This is a genomic window from Streptomyces sp. NPDC036764 (assembly GCF_055609385.1).
Map to the genome: position 1 here is coordinate 19,272 of NZ_JBVJPT010000007.1, position 19,064 is coordinate 38,335.

Consider the following 19,064-nt stretch of genomic DNA (forward strand, 5'->3'; position numbering starts at 1 on the left):
TGGGAAGGGCCGGGGCTCAGCGCGTGACCGCCGGGCCGAACCAGCGCTCCAGCGCGTCCGTCGCCCGCTCGCCGTCGGCGGAGGTCCAGGCGACGTAGCCGTCGGGCCGCACGAGGACCGCGGCGGCGCCGGCGAACGGGTCGGTGCGGGTCTCGGCGGCGTCGAGGGTCGCGGTCACCGTGACCACGCGGTCCTTCCAGCCCTCGGCCGCGGCGCGGACCTCGGCGTCGTCGGCGAGGTCGAGCAGCACGCCCTGTGCCTCGTGCAGCAGTTCGGGCGTGGTGGTCGTCGCGCCGGCGGCGGTGCGCAGCGCGCGGGGCGGCAGCCGGCGGCCCAGCAGGGGGTGGCTGCCGGTGCCGAGGTCGTAGCGGAGGTCGAGGTGGCTGACCGAGCCCGCCAGATGACGCTTGACGTCGTCGTACGCCATGAGTTCGGTGAGCAGTTCGCGCAGCGGGTCGGCCTCCTCGCCGCCGAGGAAGACCATGCCCTGGGCGCGGGTGTTGCTCAGCAGGCGCTCGCCGACCGGGTGGCGTTCGGCGTGGTAGGTGTCGAGCAGGCCCTCGGGGGCCCGGCCGGCCACCTCGGCGGCCAGCTTCCAGCCCAGGTTGACCGCGTCCTGCACACCCGTGCTCAGGCCCTGTCCGCCGGCCGGGAGGTGGATGTGCGCGGCGTCGCCGGCGAGCAGCACCCGGCCGCGCCGGTACTCGGTGGCCTGGCGGGTGGCGTCGGTGAAGGAGCTGACCCATTCGGCGCCGCCGTGCGAGATGTCCTCGCCGGTGATGGTCTTCCAGGCGTCGGCGACCTCGGCGAAGGAGAGGGTCCGGTCGGTGCGGTCGCGGGGCGGGGTGCCGTGCGGGCAGACGATGATGCGGTCCACGCCCTCGGCGAGCGGGGCGGCCATCACCATGCCGTTCGGCAGTTTCTCGCCGAGGAAGCGGGGCTTGAGGCCGCAGCCGACGACGTCGGCCAGATACATCTCGCGGGTGGCCGGGGTGCCGGGGAAGTCGAACCCGGCGGCCTTGCGGACGACGCTGTGCCCGCCGTCGCAGCCCACCAGCCACCCGGCGGTGAGCCGCTGCTCGCCCTGCGGGCCGGCGAGGGTGACCTCGACATGGTCGCCGTGGTCGGTCAGGGCCGTGAGCGCCCGGCCCCGCCGGATGTCCGCACCCAGCTCGCCGGCCCACTGCTCCAGGACGGCCTCCGTCTGCGACTGGGGTATGCCGCGGGCGCCGAAGTGGGCGTCCTCCAGCACGGTGTAGTCGAACTGCACGCCGCCGAAGTGGCCGAGCGGGCTGGTCTCAAGGCCGCCGAACCTCGGCAGCAGGCCGCGCTGGTCGAAGGCCTCCATGGCGCGGGCGGTGAAGCCCAGGCCGCGCGACTGCCCGGTGGGCTCGTCGAGCAGCTCCGCCACGACGACCCGCGCCCCGCCGAGGCGGAGCTCACCGGCCAGCATCAGCCCGGTCGGCCCGGCACCGACGATGATCACGTCCGCGTCCACGAACGGTCCCTCCTGTCTGTGGTGGTGTGAAGTGCCTGCGGGGTGCCCGGTCGTCAGGCGGCGGCAGCCGAGCGGGCGGCGTCCCGGACGGGCCGCCACCACTGCGGGTTGTCGCGGTACCAGGCGACCGTCGCGGCCAGCCCGTCCTCGAAGGAGGTCCGGGGTGCCCAGCCGAGCTCCTCGCGGATCTTGGAGTCGTCGAGGGAGTACCGCAGGTCGTGTCCCTTGCGGTCGGTGACGTGCCGGATCATCGATCGGTCGGCGCCGCAAAGCGTCAGGATCCGCTCGGTCAGGGCCAGGTTGGTCAGCTCGTTGCCGCTGCCCACGTTGTAGATCTCGCCGGCCCCGCCCCGCAGCAGGACCAGGTGGATGGCCCGGCAGTGGTCGTCGACGTGCAGCCACTCGCGCCGGTTCTGCCCGTCGCCGTAGACCGGGACCTCGATGCCCTGCAGCAGGTTGGTGACGAAGAGCGGGATCAGCTTCTCGGGGTGCTGGTAGGGCCCGTAGTTGTTGGAGCAGCGGGTCACCGAGACGTCGAGGCCGTGGGTGCGCCAGTACGAGCGGGCGACGAGGTCGGAGCTCGCCTTGGACGCCGCGTATGGGGAGTTGGGCAGCAGCGGCCACTCCTCGGTCCAGGAGCCCTGGTCGATGGAGCCGTACACCTCGTCGGTGGAGACGTGCACGACCCGCTCCACACCGGTCTCGAGGGCCGCGTCCAGCACGGTCTGGGTGCCGAGCGCGTTCGTGCGGACGAACTCGGCGGCCCCGGTGACGGACCGGTCGACATGGGACTCGGCGGCGAAGTGGACGATCGCGTCGTGCCCCGGCAGCAGATCGAGGAGCAGTTCCCGGTCGCAGATGTCGCCGCGGACGAACGTCAGCCGCGGGTCGTCGGCGGGCAGGTTGGCCCGGTTGCCGGCGTAGGTCAGCTTGTCGAGGACGGTGACGGCGGTGCCCCGCCCCTCGTCGTACGCGCCCGCGAGCAGCGAGCGCACGTAGTGGGAGCCGATGAACCCGGCGCCCCCGGTCACCAGCATCCTCATGAGCTCGCCCCCAGCAGTCCGGGAAGCTGCCGCATGACATCGGCGGGCGTCGGCATGGTGCGCATCTCGGCGGCGACTTCCTCGCTCGCCTTGCGGTAGCCGGGCTCGCCGAGCAGGTCGCGCAGGGCGGCGGCGATGTCGCCGCCCGTGGCCTTACGGCCCTCCAGCATCAGACCGGCGCCTCGGGCCACCGGCACCTGGGCGTTGGCCCAGCCGTCGTCGTGGGCCATGGGCACGCCGAGCTGGGGCACGCCGGCGTCGAAGGCGGCGTACATGGTGCCCATGCCGCCGTGGTGCACGATCGCGTCGCAGGTGGCGAGGAGCGCGCGCAGCGGCATCCAGTCCACCGTGCGCACATGGCCGGGCAACGGCGAGGGCAGCGCGGTCAGTTCGGCGCCGCTGGTGGTGAGGACGACCTCGACGTCGAGTTCCTCGGTGCCCTTGAGGATGTCGCGCAGATGGGCGCCGTCGCTGTAGAAGACGCGCAGGGAGCCGAGCGTGACGGCGATCCGGGGTTTGTCGCCGCGCCTGAGCGCCCAGTCGGGCAGTTCGGCGCCGCCGGTGTAGGGGGCGTAGCGCATCGGCAGGGTGTGGCCGGCGCCGCCCTGGTGCGGGGCGTCCTGGTGGATGGTCTCCAGGGAGGGCGGGCTGAGGTCGATCTCCACCTCGGCCTCGTCCAGGGCGGGCGCGCCGAGGCGCTCGGCGACCGGGGCGAGGCGGTTCAGGGCGGGGCGGAAGGTCGGCCGGCGGGTGCCGATGCCGTGCAGGACGGCGGGGATGCCGGCGGCGCGGGCGGCGAGCAGTCCGGCCACGGCGGGCGGGCAGTAGACGACGGCGTCGGCCTTCCAGGTCCGCGCGATGTCGACCAGGCCGTCGGCCATACCGCCGGCGACCTCGGCGAAGACCCCGGCGACGTGCTCGATCACCTCGCCGGGGGTGAGGTTCCAGCTCACGTCGGTCTCGGTGAACCGGCGGACGAGATCGTCGTACGGCCGTACGGACCGGCCGTCGTCGGTGGCGACGGTGTGCAGCCCGGCCGAGGCCGCCGTGGTCCGCGCCGAGCCGTTCGCGGCGACGAGCACGTCGTGGCCGGCGGCGAGGGCGGCGTGGGCCAGCGGGACCAGGGGCAGCATGTGCGAGGCCCCCGGGATGGTGGTGAACAGGTAGCGCATGGCTGAGGCTTCTCCGGTCCTGGTCTTCCGGTCCTGGTCTTCCGGTCGTGGTCAGGGGGGAGGTCAGCTCGCGGCGGAACGCGAGTGCCACACGCGGAAGGTGTTCGCCCAGCGCGAGGTGGCCAGGGAGCGGGCGCGCACCCGGCCCTTCTGGACGTCCAGCGGCCGCTGCTCGTCGGGCAGCGTGTGGAAGGCGTCGTAGCTCTGCTTGTCGGCCCACTGCGCGTAGTTGACGACGGCGGTGCCGTCGAGGGAGCGGAAGTAGGCGTGGGAGCGGTAGCCCGGAACCGTCTGCAGCCACTCGTCGGGCTTGGCGATGGCGTCGAGCAGGGCCTTCTGGTTCTCCGGCTCGCAGCGCAGCACGAAGATCACGGTGTAGTCGTCGCGCTGCGTGGAGATCTCCGTGGCGTCCCCGAGCGAGGGGTGCCGCTGGGCGAAGACCGACTCGGTCTGGATGAGCTGCACGGTGGTGGCGAGCCGGTGGAACTCCGGCACCGTCTTCGTCTTGAACTTCTCACCCTGGTACCGCGCCTTGAGGTCCTCGGCGCTGCGCCACTGAATGTAGTTGGCGGTGCCGGGGGTGTCCTGACCGGCGTGCACGGTGGAGGATATCCAGCCGGGGTAGTCGGCGTTGTCGACGATGTTCCGCATGGCCTCCAGCACCAGGTCCTGCTTTTCCCGGTCCTCGGTGTCGAAGAGGTTGAACAGGGTCATGTAGCCGTCGTCGGGCGAGATGAAAGGCATGACTCTCCACGGTTCGAAAAGTAAGGGTGGTGAACTCTCAGCCGGCCGCGGCGATTTCCATGACGTAACGGCCGTACGAGGACTTCGCGAGCTTCGTGCCGAGCCGGTGGCAGGTCTCGCGGTCGATGAATCCCATGCGCCAGGCGATCTCCTCGATGCAGGCGATCCGCACGCCCTGGCGGTGCTCCAGGATCTGCACGTACTGGCCGGCCTCGGTGAGGGCGTCGTGGGTGCCCGTGTCCAGCCAGGCGAAGCCGCGCCCGAGGGAGATCAGCCGCGCCCTGCCCCGCTCCAGATAGACCCGGTTGACGTCGGTGATCTCCAGCTCGCCCCGCGCGGAGGGGCGCAGGTTCTTGGCGATGTCGACCACGTCGTTGTCGTAGAAGTAGAGGCCGGTGATGGCCAGGTTGGAGCGGGGCCGGGCGGGCTTCTCCTCCAGCGCGACGAGGTTGCCGTCGGCGTCCAGCTCACCGACGCCGTACCGCTCGGGGTCGCGCACGGGATAGCCGAACAGGACACAGCCGTCGACGTCCACGACCGCGTCCTGGAGGATGCCGCTGAAGCCGGGGCCGTGGAAGATGTTGTCGCCGAGGACCAGGGCCACGGAGTCGTCGCCGATGTGGTCGGCGCCGATGACGAACGCGTCGGCGAGGCCGCGCGGTTCGTCCTGCTCCGCGTAGGTGAGGTTCAGCCCGTAGTCCGAGCCGTCTCCCAGCAGCCGCTGGAAACCGCCCAGATCACGGGGTGCGGAAATGATCTGGATATCGGTGATGCCGGCCAGCATCAGCACCGACAGTGGGTAGTAAATCATTGGCTTGTCGTACACCGGGAGCAATTGCTTCGACATTCCCAGGGTGATCGGCTGAAGCCGCGTCCCGTGGCCTCCGGCCAGGATGATCCCTTTCACTGTCCATGCCTCCAGGCATTGTCTGCCGGTTCGTGGTCGGGGGAGCCGGTGACCAGCTTTCTCGGACCTGCGGCCCGATTCAAGGGCCGCCAGGTCAGAGCGACGTCAATTTCTGTCAGAAATGCCGAACCAGTTCTTCAGCGCGATTTCCGGCTCACCGGGCACGCCTTCCGAGCCGGTCCACGCGATGTATCCGTCGGGCCGCACGAGCACGGCACGGGCCGCGCCGAGCGCGGAGTCCGGCGCCGGGCGGGCGGTCACCGTGACGATCCGGTCGGCCCAGGGCCGCACGGCGGTGCGCAGCCGTGCGTCACCGGCGAGGTCGAGCAACAGACCGCGGCCGGCGGTACGCAGCAGATCCGCCGTGCCCAACGGGCCGTCGGGGCCGGTGAGTCGCACATACGGCAGTCGGACGCCGAGCAGGGGATCCGCGGAGCCGGCGTCCGTGCCGTAGCGGATGTCGAGCCCTGAGATCATCCCGGCCAAGTGCTCGCGCACTTCTGGCCGTTGGGTGATGAGTTCGGCGAGCAGGGCACGCACCGGCTCCACCTCGGGCCCGCCGAGCAGCAGCAGCGCCTGGGCCCGGATGTTCGCGAGCACGCGCCGGCCGACCGCGTGCCGCTCGGCGTGATAGGTGTCCAGCAGTCCGGCGGGGGCCCGTCCGCGCACCTCGGCGGCGAGTTTCCAGCCGAGGTTGACGGCGTCCTGGAGCCCGAGGTTGAGCGCCTGGCCGCCGCTGGGCATCTGCTGGTGGGCGGCGTCACCGGCGAACAGGACGGGCCCGTGCCGGTAGGCGAGGAGCTGTCGGTTGGCGTCGCCGAAGGAGTTCACCCACAGCGGGGTGCCCGAGCTGATGTCCTCCCCGGTGACCCGCTTCCACACCTGGGCGACCTCGCCGAACTCCGGCTCGCCGCCCCGCGGTTCGGCACCGAACTCGTGCACCATGACGCGGGTGACCCCGTCGCCGCGCCGGGCGGCGATAGCGAGTCCCTTCTCCAGCCGATGGAAACGCCGGTCGGGTACGTCGATCCCGGCCACGTCCGCGCGCAGCAGCTCCCGGCCCGCGTCCTGTCCGGGGAAGTCGGCCCCGGTCAGCCGGCGCAGGGTGCTGTCCTCGCCGTCGCAGCCGACCACGAACCGCGCCCGGATCCGCAGCGCCCGCCCAGCGGGTCCGGCGGCCACCGCCTCGATGCCGTCCGCGCTCTCGCCATCGGCCCCGCCCGCGCCCGCGTCGCCGACCCGCACGGCCCGCAGCTCGTACCCCCGCCGCAGATCCGCGCCGAGCCCGAGCGCCCAGTCCTGGAGGAGCTCCTCGGTGCGGGTCTGCGGCACCTTCCACTGCCCGGGCCAGGGGCTGGGCAGGGTCAGGTCGAGCGGTACGCCGCCGAAGTGGCCGCGCGGCTCGTCGGGCGGGGTGCCCAGGGCGTCCAGCAGCCCCCGGCTGTCGAGGAGTTCCATGGTGCGGGCGTGCAGCGTGGAGGCCCGCGACTCGGCGGTCGGGTCGTCCCGCCGCTCCAGTACGACCGTCGTCGCGCCGCCGAGGCGCAGCTCCCCGGCGAGCATCAGCCCGACGGGCCCCGCGCCGACGACCAGGACGTCGGTCTCCAGTGCGCGTGTGGCCACGGTCAGCGCCTGTTCTCGGCGTGGTCCTTGGCGTGGCCGAGGGTGGCGCGGCTGTTGGTGCTGAGCGCGTTCTGCACATAGGCGCGCGCATCCGCGACGGTGGCGTCGGCGCCGAGGATCTTCGCGATGTTGGCCGTGTTGAGGACGACGGTGTGCTGCGAGGAGGCGGCGACCCCGGACGCGTTCTCGACGAAGGTCCAGTAGCCGGTGTGCAGGGTCATCAGCGCGGGCAGGGTGACCTGCTTGTAGGCGATCCTGTGGTGCGGGAAGGTCACCCGGTACGACTTCGTGGTGTGCGTGGAGCCGTCCTTGGCGCGGGTGTCCATCTCCAGGGTCTGCAGGCCCGGGGTGTCCTCGCTGAACCTGACGGACGCCACGTGCGGCAGCCGCTCCACCCACAGCCCGGCCTCGTTGACGAAGTCGTAGGCGTCCTTGGCGGAGCCGTCGATCTGCACGGTGTCCTCGAAGGAGAAGGTGATCTCCTCGGAGGCGTGGGCGAGTTCGACGTTGGTCTTGAGCGCGGCCAGCTCCGAGCGGGAGTTGCGGTCGACGGCCTCGTCGATCCACTTCAGCCCCTCGGGGTCGTCGTCGATCGCCCGGTAGTCGTGCAGCAGCCGGATCCTGGACGACGTGCCGGACAGCGGCTCGATGATCCAGGCGCCGCCCATCGCGGCGACCGGCGGGGTGGAGACCTCCTGGCGGAAGGTGATCCGCAGGGCGTCCGGGTCCAGGGTGCGGCGGGAGGTCCAGTTCTTGGCCTCGCCGTTGGCGGTGGCCCAGATGCGTATGCGCTCCTCGCCCTCGCCGCGCTCCAGGTGGTCGACGTAGATGGTGGGCGGGAAGATCCGCGGCCAGTTCTCCACCTCGGCGATGAGCCGGTAGACGGCGGGGGCGGGGGCGTCGACGGTGATCTCGTGCTCGACCTGACGTGTCGTCATGGCGCGTTCTCCTCAGCGTGTCAGAAGTTGCCCAGCCCGCCGCAGACGTTCAGCGCCTGCGAGGTGATGGAGGCGGCGGTGTCGGAGGCGAGGTAGCCGACGAGACCCGCGACCTCCTCCGGGGTGGAGTAGCGGCCGAGCGGGATCTTGGCCTGGAACTTCGTGAGGATGGCGTCCTCGGTGGTCTCGTAGGCGGCCGCGTATCCGGCGCGCACCCGCTGGGCCATCGGCGTCTCGACATAGCCGGGGCAGACCGCGTTGACGGTGATGCCGGTCGGCGCGAGCTCGTTGCCGAGGGCCTTGGTGAAGCCGACGACGCCGTGCTTGGAGGCGGAGTAGGGGGCGCCGAGGACGACGCCCTGCTTGCCGGCGGTGGAGGCGACGTTGATGATGCGGCCGCGGTCCTTCTGGCGCATCCCGCCGGTGTTGAGCACCTCGCGCGTCATCCGGAAGACGCTGTTGAGGTTGGTGTCGATGACGTCTTCCCACAGCTCGTCGGCGATGTCGGCGGTGACGCCGCCACCGCTGCGGCCGGCATTGTTGACCAGGACGTCCACGCTGCCGAAGCGGTCGACGGCCGCCTGCACGAAGGCCTTGACGCCGTCGGCGGACCGCACGTCCAGGGCGGCGCCGTCGACGTCCAGCCCCTCCTCACGGAGCTCCTTGACGGTGGACGCCACGTTCTCGGGGGTACGGGCGCCGAGGAAGACCCGATGCCCCTGCTCGGCGAGGAGCCGGGCGACGGCGAGACCGATGCCGCTGGTGGCTCCGGTGACGAGGGCTACGCGCTGGTGCTGCTGCGCCATGTTTCTCTCCCGTGGGGGTGCGTTGGCTGTTTCGGGGCGGGGCCGGGCGGGGCGGGTCTCGGGTCCCGCCCCGCGGTGAAAGGGGCGCGCGTCAGGCGGCGGCGCCGACTCCGAGCAGGGTGTTGACGGCCGCGATCAGCGCACGCGGCGTGCGGGCGTCGGTCAGGACGTCGTCGTCGAGCGTGATCCCGAACTCCCGCTCGATGCGCCCACCGGTCTCCAGCAGCGCGAGCGACTCGTACCCGAGCTCTTCGAACCCGGTGTCGAGAATGTCGCCGTCGAGATCGACGCCCTCGTCGGCACCGGCGCCTTCGCGCAGGATCCGCTTGAGGTCGTCCAGGGTGAATTCCGTGGTGCTCACGTGGGGTTGGTCCTTTCGTGTTCTGGTGAGTTGTGGGGGTTGGCTTTCAGCACCGGTCCAGGCATTTCAGCCCGTCCGGCGTTTGAGGACGAGGCCCGTTCAGGGCCGATGCGGGGGTCCGGGGGCGGCAGCCCCCAGGGACGATGGGGGTCCCCCCGCTCGAGCGAAGCCGAGAGTGGGGGAGGGTAGGGGCGGCGGGGCGAGAAAGATCGGGGCGCCCTACTCCGCGGCCCGCACAACCACCGCCGAGTTGAACCCGCCCTGCCCCCGAGCCAGCACGACCGCCGTACGCACATCGGCGGCCCGCGCCTGCCCGGCGACCAGGTCAAGCCCGTACTCCGCCACCGGCTCACTGTTGACCGTCGGCGGAATCAACCCGTCCGCCATGGCGAGGAACGCCGCCGCCAGATCCAGCGGCGCAGCACCGGAATACAGCCGCCCGGTCATCGTCTTGGGCGCGGTGACCGGCACACCGCCCACCCCGAACACCGCGTTGATCGCCTCGGCCTCGGCCCGGTCCAGCTCCGGCAGGGCCGCCGCGTCCGCGAAGACGACGTCGACGTCCCCGACCGCCACGCCCGCGTCCGCGAGAGCGATCTCCAGCGCCCGCCGCAGCCCGGACTCACCGCCGCTGCCCGGCCGGGGATCGATGGTCGCGCCGTACCCGGCGATCTCCCCGTAGACCTTGGCGCCCCGCTCCCGCGCCGCCTCGGCGGCCTCCAGGATGAGGATCGCCCCGCCCTCACCGGGCACATGACCGCGCGCCTCGGCGTCGAAGGGCAGATACGCGCGCGTCGGTTCGTCGCTCGTGCTCAGCCGGTCGCCGGCCAACTGCGCCACCCACCCCCACGGGCAGATGGACGCGTCCACCGCCCCGGAGACGATCAGCGCGGTCCCCTTGCGGATCTGCCGCCGCGCCTGCGCGACCGCGTCCAGCCCGCCGGCCTGGTCGCTGACGACGACCCCGCTCGGCCCCTTCATCCCGTTGCGGATGGAGATCTGGCCGCTGTTGACGGCGTAGAACCAGGCGAACGACTGATACGCGCTGACGTGCTGGCTGCCCAGACTCCACAGCTTGCGCAGCTCGTTCTGCCCGAACTCGAACCCGCCGGAGTGACTCGCGGTCACCACGCCCATGTCGAAACCGGGCAGCTCCGCGGGCGTCACCCCCGCGTCGGCGAGCGCCCAGTCGGCCGCCACCAGCGCGAGCCTGGTCATCCGGTCGGTCTGCGGCAGCAGCCGGTTCGGCAGATGGTCCTCGGCGACGAAGCCCGGTATCTCCCCGGCCAGCCGCGCCGGGTACCGGGACGGATCGAACCGCGTGATGCGCCCGATGCCGCTCTTGCCGCCCTTGGTCGCGGCCCAGAAGTCCTTGGCGCCGAGCCCGTTGGGGGACACCACACCGAGGCCGGTCACCACCACGGCCGTACTCGTGGCCGTACTCATGCCGCATTCCTCTCGGGCCGGGCGAGCACCATGGCGCTCTGGAAACCGCCGAACCCGCTGCCGACCGAGAGCACCGCGTCGGTGATCTGGTCGCGGGCGGTCAGCGGCACGTAGTCGAGGTCGCACTCGGGGTCGGGGGTGTGCAGATTGGCGGTGGGCGGCACCACGTTGTGCTCCATCGCCAGGGCGGATGCGGCGATCTCGATGGAGCCGATCGCGCCCAGTGAGTGCCCGACCATCGACTTGATGGAGCTGACCGGGGTCCGGTAGGCGTGCTCCCCGAGGCTGCGCTTGAAGGCCGCGGTCTCGTGCCGGTCGTTCTGCTTGGTGCCCGAGCCGTGGGCGTTGACGTAGTCGATCTCCTCGGGATTCATCCGCGCCTCGTCCAGCGCGACCCGGATCGCCTCGGCCATCTCCGCGCCGTCCGGGCGCAGTCCGGTCATGTGGTACGCGTTGCTGCGCGTGGCGTATCCGGCGATCTCCGCGTAGATGTGGGCGCCGCGGCGCCGGGCGCTGCCCAGCTCCTCCAGGACGAACACCGCCGCGCCCTCGCCCAGGACGAAGCCGTTGCGGGTGCCGTCGAAGGGGCGGGAGGCGCGCTCCGGCTCGTCGTGGCGGGGCGTCGTCGCCTTGATCGCGTCGAAGCAGGCCATCGTGATCGGGGAGATCGGCGCGTCCGAGGAGCCCGCGATCACCACGTCCGCAGAGCCCTCCCGGATGAGTTCCAGAGCGTGGCCGACGGAGTCGATGCCCGAGGTGCAGCCGGTGGAGACCACGGTGGAGGGTCCCTGCGCGCCGACCGCCCAGGCCACCTCCGCGGCGAAGGAACTCGGTACCAGGTAGTTGTAGAGATGCGGTACGGCGTAGGCGTGATCGACGAGATCGAGGCGGCCGCCGTCACTGACGATCCGGTACTCCTCGTCGAGCCCCATGGTGGCGCCGACGGCGCTGCCGATGGTGACCCCCACCCGGTACGGGTCGTAGTCCGCCACCTCGATCCCGCTGTCGGCGACCGCACCGCGCGCCGCGACCACCGCGAACTGCGCGGCGCGGTCCATCCGGCGGACCTCCTGCGGGCTCAGCCCGTGCTCCTCGGGATCGAAGTCGATCTCCGCGGCCACCCGGGACCGGAACGGGGAGGGGTCGAAGAAGGTGATCCCGCGGGTCGCGGTCCGCCCCTCGCTCAGCAGGCTCCAGAAGCTCTTGGTGCCGATGCCGCCGGGGGCGAGGACCTCCATCCCCGTGATGACGACTCGTCGCGACGTCACGCGGACGCCTCCCAGTTGTAGAAGCGGGTCGCCATCGCGTCGGCCGGCGAACGCCAGGTCGCCGGGTCGTATGCCTCGATGAACGGCTTGAGGTCGTCGCTGATCCGGATGAACCGCGGGTCGGCCTTCGCCTGCTCGATGAGTTCGCCGCCGTTGTCCGAGTCGAAGTCCTGAAGATGGAAGTAAAGGCCGCGGTACGAGAACAATTGACGGCGCCGGGTGCCCATGCGGTGCGGCATGTCGCCGGCGTCGAACTCCGCGAACAGTTTTGCCACGTCGATGCTGGAGTCGGGATCCATCCGAGCCACGATCAGAGTGCTGTGCATGCGTCTCTCTCCTCCACGACAGAGTTTCCCGGTAATTCCACGCGCGGTGACCGGATGAATTCACATCGCATGGCTCTCGGCAGAGTCCCGAGAAGCGCGAGAAAGGGAACCTGATGAATCTGACACCAGGTTCTTGGTTTTTCCGGCCGCTTTCAAGGCGGTTCAGGTCAGACGAATGTCAAACCCGGTCAGAAATCAGTCCTTGATTTCGCAGATGACGGCACCGGCAGTGAGGGACGCGCCGACCTCGGCGGACAGCCCTTTGACGATGCCCGACCTGTGCGCGTTGAGCGGCTGTTCCATCTTCATCGCTTCGAGCACGACGACGAGTTCGCCCTCGGCGACCTGCTGCCCCTCTTCGACGGCGACCTTGACGATGGTGCCCTGCATCGGGGAGGCGAGGGTGTCGCCGGAGGCGACGGGGCCGGACTTCTTCGCGGCGCGGCGCTTGGGCTTGGCGCCGGCGGCGAGGCCGGTGCGGGCCAGGGTCATGCCGAGGGAGGCCGGCAGGGAGACCTCCAGGCGCTTGCCGCCGACCTCGACGACGACGGTCTCGCGGCCGGTGTCCTCTTCCGCGTCGGTGTCGGCGGGGGCGGCGAAGGGCTTGATCTCGTTGACGAACTCGGTCTCGATCCACCGGGTGTGGACCGTGAACGGATCGCCGGTGAAGGCGGGATCGACGACCACGGCGCGGTGGAAGGGGATGGCGGTGGCCATGCCCTCGACCTGGAACTCTTCCAGGGCCCGCGACGCGCGCTGGAGTGCCTGTTCGCGGGTGGCGCCGGTGACGATCAGCTTCGCCAGCAGCGAGTCCCACGCCGGGCCGATCACACTGCCCGATTCCACGCCCGCGTCCAGGCGGACACCCGGACCGGAGGGTGGGGCGAAGGCGGTGACGGTGCCGGGGGCGGGCAGGAAGTTGCGGCCCGGGTCCTCGCCGTTGATGCGGAACTCGAAGGAGTGCCCGCGCAGCTCCGGGTCGTCGTAGCCCAGGGCCTCGCCGTCGGCGATGCGGAACATCTCGCGGACCAGGTCGATGCCGGCGACTTCCTCGGTGACCGGGTGCTCGACCTGCAGACGCGTGTTGACCTCCAGGAAGGAGATCGTGCCGTCCGCGCCGACGAGGAACTCCACCGTGCCGGCGCCGACGTAGCCGGCCTCCTTCAGGATCGCCTTCGAGGAGGAGTACAGCTCCGCGACCTGCGCGTCGGACAGGAACGGTGCCGGGGCCTCCTCCACCAGCTTCTGGTGGCGGCGCTGCAGCGAGCAGTCCCGGGTGGAGACCACCACGACGTTGCCGTGCCGGTCGGCCAGGCACTGCGTCTCCACGTGGCGGGGCTTGTCGAGGTAACGCTCCACGAAGCACTCGCCCCGGCCGAACGCGGCGACCGCCTCGCGCACCGCGGACTCATACAGCTCCGGCACCTCTTCGAGGGTGCGGGCGACCTTCAGGCCGCGGCCGCCGCCGCCGAACGCGGCCTTGATCGCGATCGGCAGGCCGTGGGTCTGGGCGAACGCGACGACTTCCTCCGCCCCGGAGACCGGGTCGGGGGTGCCGGCGACCAGCGGGGCGCCGGCGCGCTGGGCGATGTGCCGGGCGGCGACCTTGTCGCCGAGGTCGCGGATGGCCTGCGGGGGCGGGCCGATCCAGATCAGGCCCGCGTCCAGGACGGCCTGGGCGAAGTCGGCGTTCTCCGACAGGAAGCCGTAGCCGGGGTGGATCGCGTCCGCGCCGGACTCGCGTGCGGCCGTCAGGACCTTGTCGATGTCCAGGTAACTGGTGGCCGGGGTGTCACCGCCCAGAGCGAACGCCTCATCCGCGGCGCGGACATGCAGAGCGTCGCGGTCCGGATCCGCGTAGACGGCCACGCTCGCGATCCCGGCATCCCGGCAGGCCCGGGCCACGCGGACAGCGATTTCGCCACGGTTGGCGATGAGCACCTTGCGCACGACGCGTTCTCCTCATTCGTCACCGGACCGTGAGTCAAAGCCTCGCGCGTGCGCGACCGACGGTTCAAGGGCGTTCCATTCAGGAACAGGTCAGATTCCGCAGGCCCTGTACGACTGTGTCCGAGCAACTTCAGAGGAACGTAGGGAAATCGCAGCGGAATGCCAAATCCCCCAGGTGGACGTATACGAAAAGGGGTGCCCCCGCATCCGGGGGCACCCCATCTTCGATCTCCTGCCGGAGCGACCGTGAACGTTTGCCGCTCAGCCGGTCACCGCGCGTTCAGCCGCCTTCCCCGCCGAATCGGAATCCGACGCCCCGCACGGTGACGATCCAGCCACTGCCGCCCAGTTTGTTGCGGAGGCTGCTGACGTGCGTGTCGACGGTCCGCCGGGACCAGGAGTCGCCCCAGATCTGATGGATGAGGCGCTTGCGGGGAATGACCGTGTCCGGGTTGGAGGCCAGCATGTACAGCAGGTCGAACTCCTTGCGGGTGACGTCGACGGCGCGTCCGCGCAGCGTGACCTCGCGGGAGCCGGCGTCGATGCGCAGCGGGCCGTGGCTGACGACCCGCTCGGCGGGCTCCGGCGTGCGCACCCGGCGCATGACGGCCTCCATCCGAGCCATCAACTCCCGGAAGCCGTACGGCTTTACGAGGTAGTCGTCGGCGCCGGCCTGGAGGCCGAGCACCCGGTCGAGTTCGGATCCGCGGGCCGTGACCGCGATCACCGGGACGTCACAGGTGGACCGGATGCCGCGGCAGACCTCCAGCCCGTCCAGATCGGGGAGTTCGAGGTCGATCAGTACGAGGTCGGCGTCCGCGTACGACTGGAGTGCGGCGCCTCCCGAGGTGACGCTGTCCACTTCGTGTCCGTGCCGCTTCAGCGCGCGCACCAGGGCTTCCGCCTCGGCCGCGTTGTTCTCCACGACGAGAACCCGCCAGGACGTGACCTCCCCACGCCGGGGAGCCGGTATGTGAGGCTCCACCAGATTGGTTGAACGCTGGCTCATTAGTCCCCCTAGCTAGTCCAGCTTTGTCCGAATCGTTCACTTTAGGAACGCTCAATGGAAACCTACAAACCGATCCTCCGGTATGTCAATGATCCCCAGGCCCGTTGACGCCTCGCACAAATGTCGTTCAGCGGGACGTCAAATCAAGCCCAGCACCGCATACTTCAGCGAAACTACAGGGAAATGACGTCGTTTTTACGTGACTTCGCAGGCCGCGGGCACTTTCGTGGCCGACAGCCAGAGCCTGACAAACAGTCAAAACGGTTTGTTATGATCCATCGCCCTTCCTCACCGGGACAGGAGCAGGAGGAGCCGGAAAGTGAACATCAGGGAAATCGCGGTGCGGGTGAGAGGCCCACGATGACCAAGCAGGAACGAGCCGCCCGCACCCGTGACGCGCTGCTGCTCGCGGCGGCGCGGGAGTTCCGCCGGCACGGCTACGACAAGGCGAAACTGTCCGTCATCAGCGCGGAAGCGGGGGTCAGTTCCGGCGCGCTGCACTTCCACTTCGAGAACAAGGCAGCCCTGGCCGAGGCCCTGCGCGGTGAGGCCTCGCACTCCCTGCGCCGGGCCGCCCGCCTCGTCCACAGCCGGCGCACCAGCGCGCTCCAGGCCCTGGTCGACGTCTCGCACGCGCTGGCCGATCTGCTCCGCCGCAGCATCGTCGTACGCGCCGGTTTCGTACTCAGTTGCGAGACCGAGCACGGCACGGGACTCAATCTGCGTCAGGAGTGGCAGTGCTGTGTCCAGCAGCTCCTGGCCGAGGCCGACGACGAGCGCACACTCGCCCACGGGGTGGCCCAAGAGCACATGGCGGGCGCGCTGGTGGCCTCGACCGTCGGGTACGAGGTGCTGAGCAGGTCCAACCCGGAGTGGCTGTCCTGCTTCACCCTCACCGCGTTCTGGGAACTGCTGCTGCCCACACTCGCGGCGGCCCCGGCCCTGCCGCATCTGAACCCGGCGGGCACGGACGCGGCGCACCGGGCCTCGGCCATGGCCCTGCGCACGGGCTGCGATCCGGCTCCCGTCGGCCCGCCCGCCCCCTGAGATCCGGGGCCCCGTCACAGATCGGTGCCCCCGCTCACGTCCAGGTACTGACCGGTGAGCCACCGGGAGTCGTCGGAGGCGAGGAACGCGACCACGTCCGCCACATCGGAGGGGCTGCCCATCCGGTCGAAGACGGAGCGCGCGGCCAGGGCGGCCCGCCCCTCGGCGCTCGCCCGGCGCCTGGCGTTCATGTCCGTCTCGATGAACCCGGGCCCGACGGTGTTGACGGTGATGCCGCGGCCGGCGAGTTCCTTCGCCAGACACAGGGTCATCGTGTCCAGCGCCCCCTTGGACATGGCGTACGCGATCGACTCCGGGAAGGCGCGCCGAGAGGCGAGCGAGGAGATGTTGACGACCCGCCCGCCGTCCCGCATCCGCGTGAGAGCCCCCTGTACGAGGAAGAGGGGCGCCTTGGCGTTCACGGCGATCATGCGGTCGAAGACCTCCGGGTCCGCCTGTCCGATCGGCCCCGAACCGCTCACGCCCGCGTTGTTCACGAGGATGTCGAGCGTCCCCTCGGCGTCGCCCGCCGCCCGCGTCTGCTCCCGCACCCCGGCGTCGAAGGCCGCGAAGACGGCGTCCACGTCGCCGGGCACCCCCAGCTCCGCCCCGACCGGGAAAGCCCGGCCGCCTCTGTCGCGTATGCCCGCGACGACGTCCAGCGCGGCGGCCTCACTGCGGCCGTAGTGGACGCCGACCAGCGCCCCGTCGGCGGCGAGCCGCTCGGCGATGCCTCTGCCGATCCCCCGGCCCGCTCCGGTGACCAGTGCGATCTTGTCCGTCAGTGTGCGTTTGGTGTTCACGAAGCCCTTGTGTGTCGAGGAAAGCGGGAAGAAATTCGGAACGAGGGTTCAAGAAAGGGAGAGGGGTGAGAGCCCGTGGGTCAGCCGGCCAGGAACCCCCGGTACCACGGAGCGTGTTCGGCCAGGCTCTGCGCGAACCCCGCTCCCGGATCGACGCCGACCCCGGCCCAGAAACCGTCGTCCGCGAACCAGTGGTCCACCGCGAGCATGCCGAGGTGGTGCAGTGCGCGCGGCTGTCCGGCGAGCCGGGCCCGAGCCTCGTCGATCTCCAAGGCGGCACCCGGCAACTGCAGGCCGAGCCGGCCGGCCACCGTGTCGAGCAGTTCCGAACAGTCCACCGGATCCGGGTGGTTGACGTGATGCACGCCCGCGAGATCCCGCTCCGACAGCCCGGCGGCGACCACCGCGCGCCCGAGCGCCCGTACGTCGACCACGGAATGCCGGGCCGCGCACGCCTTGAGTCCCGCCGACAGCACGCCCAGCAGGGCGGCGAGCCCGGGCACCACCCAGCGGTCGCCCGCCCCCAGCACGAGGTGCGGGCGCAGCACGATCCCGCCGGCGTCCAGCACATGCCGCTCGGCGGCGGCACGGGAACGGCTGGTCGGCGAGGCCGGCGCGAGCGGCAACTCCCCGGGCAGCGCACCGGCGAAGGGCCCCCGGCCGTACACGGAGGCCGTGCTCACGTGCACGACCCGGCCCGCACCGGCGCGCGTCGCCTCCTCGACCAGGGCCCGGGTGCCGTGGTCGTTGACGCTCTCGGTGCGCCGCTCTTCGTCGCCGATGTGGGAGGCACAGTGCAGGACGACGTCGACGCCGTCGCAGACCCCGCGCAGCGACTGCGGGTCGGTGAGGTCCGCCCGCACGACGTCCGCCGCGGGAGCGGCACCCGCCGGCAGGCGCGCGGGATCGCGCAGCAGCAGCCGCACCCGGGACGGCGTGACACGCCTCGACTCCCGCAGGGCGGCGAGCACATGCCCGCCGATGAAGCCGCTTCCCCCGGTGACGAGGATGCGTGCTGACAAGATCGGGTCCTCCCTCTCGGCCGACGATCCGCGCGCCACGGTCAGCGCTCGGTGACGGGCCCGCTGCGGGGGCCGTAGAGGTGGAGGGGCGCTGCGGCGGGCTCCGCCCCCGCGAGCGTCACCGTACAGCGGAAGACCTCGGCGTCGTCCTGGAGGCCGCGCACCCGGACCGTCCTCGGGTCGGGGTCGCCCTTCGTCAGGGCGTCGGCCTCGATCCAGCAGGGGCTGTCGAGTTCGGCGTACCGGGAGAAGACCATGTCCATGCCGGTGACGACCATCAGGCCGGGGAAGAGCGAGAAGGCCGTCGCGGCCTGCCGGGCCGCCTCCAGCAGGACGAAGCCCGGCACATGGTCGTTCGGCCGCCGGAACAGCGTGGGATGCGCGGTGTTGACGCGGAGCTGCCAGGCTCCGGGGCGCGCGGAGGGAGCGAGGACGACGCCCGCGGCGTCCCTCCTTCCGACCGCCTGGGGCGGCAGCCCCGGCAGCAGCGGCACCGGACGGCCGGTCAGGGACAGCCGCTCACCGCGCAGTCGGCGATAGGCCCGCTCCGAGACGCAGTCGAGCCGCCCGTCGGCGGTGGCGACGACCCGGCCCCGCCGGCGCAGCACCATGGCGCACCGCATGCCCGCCAGCCGACGGCCCCGACGCCGTACGTCACTGCAGGTGATGTCGGCGATGACGTCCTCGCAGGAGTGGTCGAGCAGCAACCTCGCCGGCGAGGTCGAGTAGGTGATGCGCTGCATCACGAACCGGTCGTCGACGGGCACCGCGAACGCGGCGTGGGCCAGCAGCATCGAGCCCTGTCGCAGTGTCTCCGGTATCAGCAGCGGGTCCTGGAAGCGCCCGGCCACCTCGGTGAAGAACCGGTGGCCTCGCGGCCAGCGGGCCCTGACCTGGAAGTGTGTGTCGTCCAGCTTGCGCCAGGCCACGGGGAAGGCGTCCCGCGGGTCCTGCCGGTGCACCTGCTCGCCGCTTATCTCCGTGTGCCATAAGGCCGTTGTGGAGACGGGCCCCACAGCCTGTGTGGTTTGCTCGTCCCGTGCGGTTCCGTCAAGAGATCGCACCCGGTCCATGGCTCCCCCCGAGTCATTCGCCAGAGCG

Annotated in this window: 18 protein-coding genes; 1 reads left to right on the forward strand and 17 read right to left on the reverse strand. The window is 71.1% G+C overall.

Features of this window, described 5'->3' with window-relative positions; translation table 11 throughout:
• Nucleotides 1-16 precede the first annotated feature (16 nt).
• From ACZ69Q_RS25000 to ACZ69Q_RS25065, 14 genes are all read right to left on the reverse strand, one after another.
• Nucleotides 17-1,498 (reverse strand): FAD-dependent monooxygenase, encoded by a 1,482-nt coding sequence (locus ACZ69Q_RS25000; RefSeq protein WP_471045650.1) that lies wholly within the window; start codon nucleotides 1,496-1,498, stop codon nucleotides 17-19.
• Nucleotides 1,499-1,551: 53 nt separating this feature from the next.
• On the reverse strand, nucleotides 1,552-2,541 hold the full coding sequence (rfbB, locus tag ACZ69Q_RS25005) for a dTDP-glucose 4,6-dehydratase (RefSeq protein WP_471045652.1): 990 nt from the start codon (nucleotides 2,539-2,541) through the stop codon (nucleotides 1,552-1,554).
• Nucleotides 2,538-3,713: a nucleotide disphospho-sugar-binding domain-containing protein gene (locus ACZ69Q_RS25010; protein WP_471045655.1), complete on the reverse strand. Its 1,176-nt coding sequence runs from the start codon at nucleotides 3,711-3,713 to the stop codon at nucleotides 2,538-2,540. The genes rfbB and ACZ69Q_RS25010 overlap by 4 nt, the downstream gene beginning before the upstream one ends.
• Nucleotides 3,714-3,776: 63 nt before the next feature.
• Complete coding sequence (locus ACZ69Q_RS25015) at nucleotides 3,777-4,457, reverse strand: antibiotic biosynthesis monooxygenase family protein (RefSeq protein WP_471045657.1); 681 nt, start codon at nucleotides 4,455-4,457, stop codon at nucleotides 3,777-3,779.
• 37 nt (nucleotides 4,458-4,494) lie between these two features.
• Nucleotides 4,495-5,364, reverse strand: coding sequence for a glucose-1-phosphate thymidylyltransferase RfbA (gene rfbA / locus ACZ69Q_RS25020; RefSeq protein WP_471045659.1), 870 nt, complete (start codon nucleotides 5,362-5,364; stop codon nucleotides 4,495-4,497).
• A 105-nt stretch (nucleotides 5,365-5,469) separates the two neighbouring features.
• A complete protein-coding gene (locus tag ACZ69Q_RS25025; protein ID WP_471045662.1) occupies nucleotides 5,470-6,987 on the reverse strand; it encodes an FAD-dependent monooxygenase in 1,518 nt (505 codons plus the stop codon).
• Nucleotides 6,988-6,989: 2 nt separating this feature from the next.
• Nucleotides 6,990-7,925 carry an aromatase/cyclase gene (locus ACZ69Q_RS25030; protein ID WP_471045664.1) on the reverse strand — a complete coding sequence of 312 codons (936 nt, stop codon included), beginning with the start codon at nucleotides 7,923-7,925 and terminating at the stop codon, nucleotides 6,990-6,992.
• A 20-nt stretch (nucleotides 7,926-7,945) separates the two neighbouring features.
• Nucleotides 7,946-8,731: a 3-oxoacyl-ACP reductase FabG gene (fabG, locus tag ACZ69Q_RS25035; RefSeq protein WP_471045667.1), complete on the reverse strand. Its 786-nt coding sequence runs from the start codon at nucleotides 8,729-8,731 to the stop codon at nucleotides 7,946-7,948.
• Between the two features lie 91 nt (nucleotides 8,732-8,822).
• Entirely contained in the window at nucleotides 8,823-9,092 is a 270-nt protein-coding gene (locus ACZ69Q_RS25040; protein ID WP_471045668.1) for an acyl carrier protein, read from the reverse strand.
• Nucleotides 9,093-9,311: 219 nt separating this feature from the next.
• Nucleotides 9,312-10,538, reverse strand: a complete 1,227-nt coding sequence (locus ACZ69Q_RS25045; RefSeq protein WP_471045671.1) for a ketosynthase chain-length factor — start codon at nucleotides 10,536-10,538, stop codon at nucleotides 9,312-9,314.
• On the reverse strand, nucleotides 10,535-11,806 hold the full coding sequence (locus ACZ69Q_RS25050; RefSeq protein ID WP_471045674.1) for a beta-ketoacyl-[acyl-carrier-protein] synthase family protein: 1,272 nt from the start codon (nucleotides 11,804-11,806) through the stop codon (nucleotides 10,535-10,537). The genes ACZ69Q_RS25045 and ACZ69Q_RS25050 overlap by 4 nt, the downstream gene beginning before the upstream one ends.
• Entirely contained in the window at nucleotides 11,803-12,132 is a 330-nt protein-coding gene (locus tag ACZ69Q_RS25055) for a TcmI family type II polyketide cyclase (protein WP_107905485.1), read from the reverse strand. The genes ACZ69Q_RS25050 and ACZ69Q_RS25055 overlap by 4 nt, the downstream gene beginning before the upstream one ends.
• Nucleotides 12,133-12,327: 195 nt before the next feature.
• Nucleotides 12,328-14,082 carry an acetyl/propionyl/methylcrotonyl-CoA carboxylase subunit alpha gene (locus tag ACZ69Q_RS25060; protein WP_471045677.1) on the reverse strand — a complete coding sequence of 585 codons (1,755 nt, stop codon included), beginning with the start codon at nucleotides 14,080-14,082 and terminating at the stop codon, nucleotides 12,328-12,330.
• Nucleotides 14,083-14,362: 280 nt separating this feature from the next.
• A complete protein-coding gene (locus tag ACZ69Q_RS25065) occupies nucleotides 14,363-15,091 on the reverse strand; it encodes a response regulator transcription factor (RefSeq protein WP_471045680.1) in 729 nt (242 codons plus the stop codon).
• Nucleotides 15,092-15,451: 360 nt separating this feature from the next.
• Here ACZ69Q_RS25065 and ACZ69Q_RS25070 point away from each other — a divergent pair, with 360 nt between their 5' ends.
• Nucleotides 15,452-16,138 carry a ScbR family autoregulator-binding transcription factor gene (locus ACZ69Q_RS25070; protein WP_471045683.1) on the forward strand — a complete coding sequence of 229 codons (687 nt, stop codon included), beginning with the start codon at nucleotides 15,452-15,454 and terminating at the stop codon, nucleotides 16,136-16,138.
• Between the two features lie 14 nt (nucleotides 16,139-16,152).
• Here the strand turns inward: ACZ69Q_RS25070 and ACZ69Q_RS25075 are convergent, their stop codons facing one another.
• The 3 genes from ACZ69Q_RS25075 to ACZ69Q_RS25085 form a co-directional block, all read right to left on the reverse strand.
• Complete coding sequence (locus ACZ69Q_RS25075) at nucleotides 16,153-16,941, reverse strand: SDR family NAD(P)-dependent oxidoreductase (protein ID WP_471045686.1); 789 nt, start codon at nucleotides 16,939-16,941, stop codon at nucleotides 16,153-16,155.
• A gap of 80 nt (nucleotides 16,942-17,021) precedes the next feature.
• The gene (locus ACZ69Q_RS25080) at nucleotides 17,022-17,963 is read right to left on the reverse strand and encodes an NAD-dependent epimerase/dehydratase family protein (protein WP_471045689.1); all 942 of its coding nucleotides are present in this window, start codon (nucleotides 17,961-17,963) and stop codon (nucleotides 17,022-17,024) included.
• 41 nt (nucleotides 17,964-18,004) lie between these two features.
• Complete coding sequence (locus ACZ69Q_RS25085) at nucleotides 18,005-18,979, reverse strand: ScbA/BarX family gamma-butyrolactone biosynthesis protein (RefSeq protein ID WP_471045692.1); 975 nt, start codon at nucleotides 18,977-18,979, stop codon at nucleotides 18,005-18,007.
• Nucleotides 18,980-19,064 lie beyond the last annotated feature (85 nt).

Coding starts and splice junctions, on each gene's coding strand:
- rfbB (WP_471045652.1), bottom strand. CDS start 2,541: ATGAGGATGCTGGTGACCGGGGGCGCCGGGTTCATCGGCTCCCACTAC.
- ACZ69Q_RS25010 (WP_471045655.1), bottom strand. CDS start 3,713: ATGCGCTACCTGTTCACCACCATCCCGGGGGCCTCGCACATGCTGCCC.
- ACZ69Q_RS25015 (WP_471045657.1), bottom strand. CDS start 4,457: ATGCCTTTCATCTCGCCCGACGACGGCTACATGACCCTGTTCAACCTC.
- ACZ69Q_RS25030 (WP_471045664.1), bottom strand. CDS start 7,925: ATGACGACACGTCAGGTCGAGCACGAGATCACCGTCGACGCCCCCGCC.
- fabG (WP_471045667.1), bottom strand. CDS start 8,731: ATGGCGCAGCAGCACCAGCGCGTAGCCCTCGTCACCGGAGCCACCAGC.
- ACZ69Q_RS25045 (WP_471045671.1), bottom strand. CDS start 10,538: ATGAGTACGGCCACGAGTACGGCCGTGGTGGTGACCGGCCTCGGTGTG.
- ACZ69Q_RS25055 (WP_107905485.1), bottom strand. CDS start 12,132: ATGCACAGCACTCTGATCGTGGCTCGGATGGATCCCGACTCCAGCATC.
- ACZ69Q_RS25065 (WP_471045680.1), bottom strand. CDS start 15,091: ATGAGCCAGCGTTCAACCAATCTGGTGGAGCCTCACATACCGGCTCCC.
- ACZ69Q_RS25070 (WP_471045683.1), top strand. CDS start 15,452: ATGACCAAGCAGGAACGAGCCGCCCGCACCCGTGACGCGCTGCTGCTC.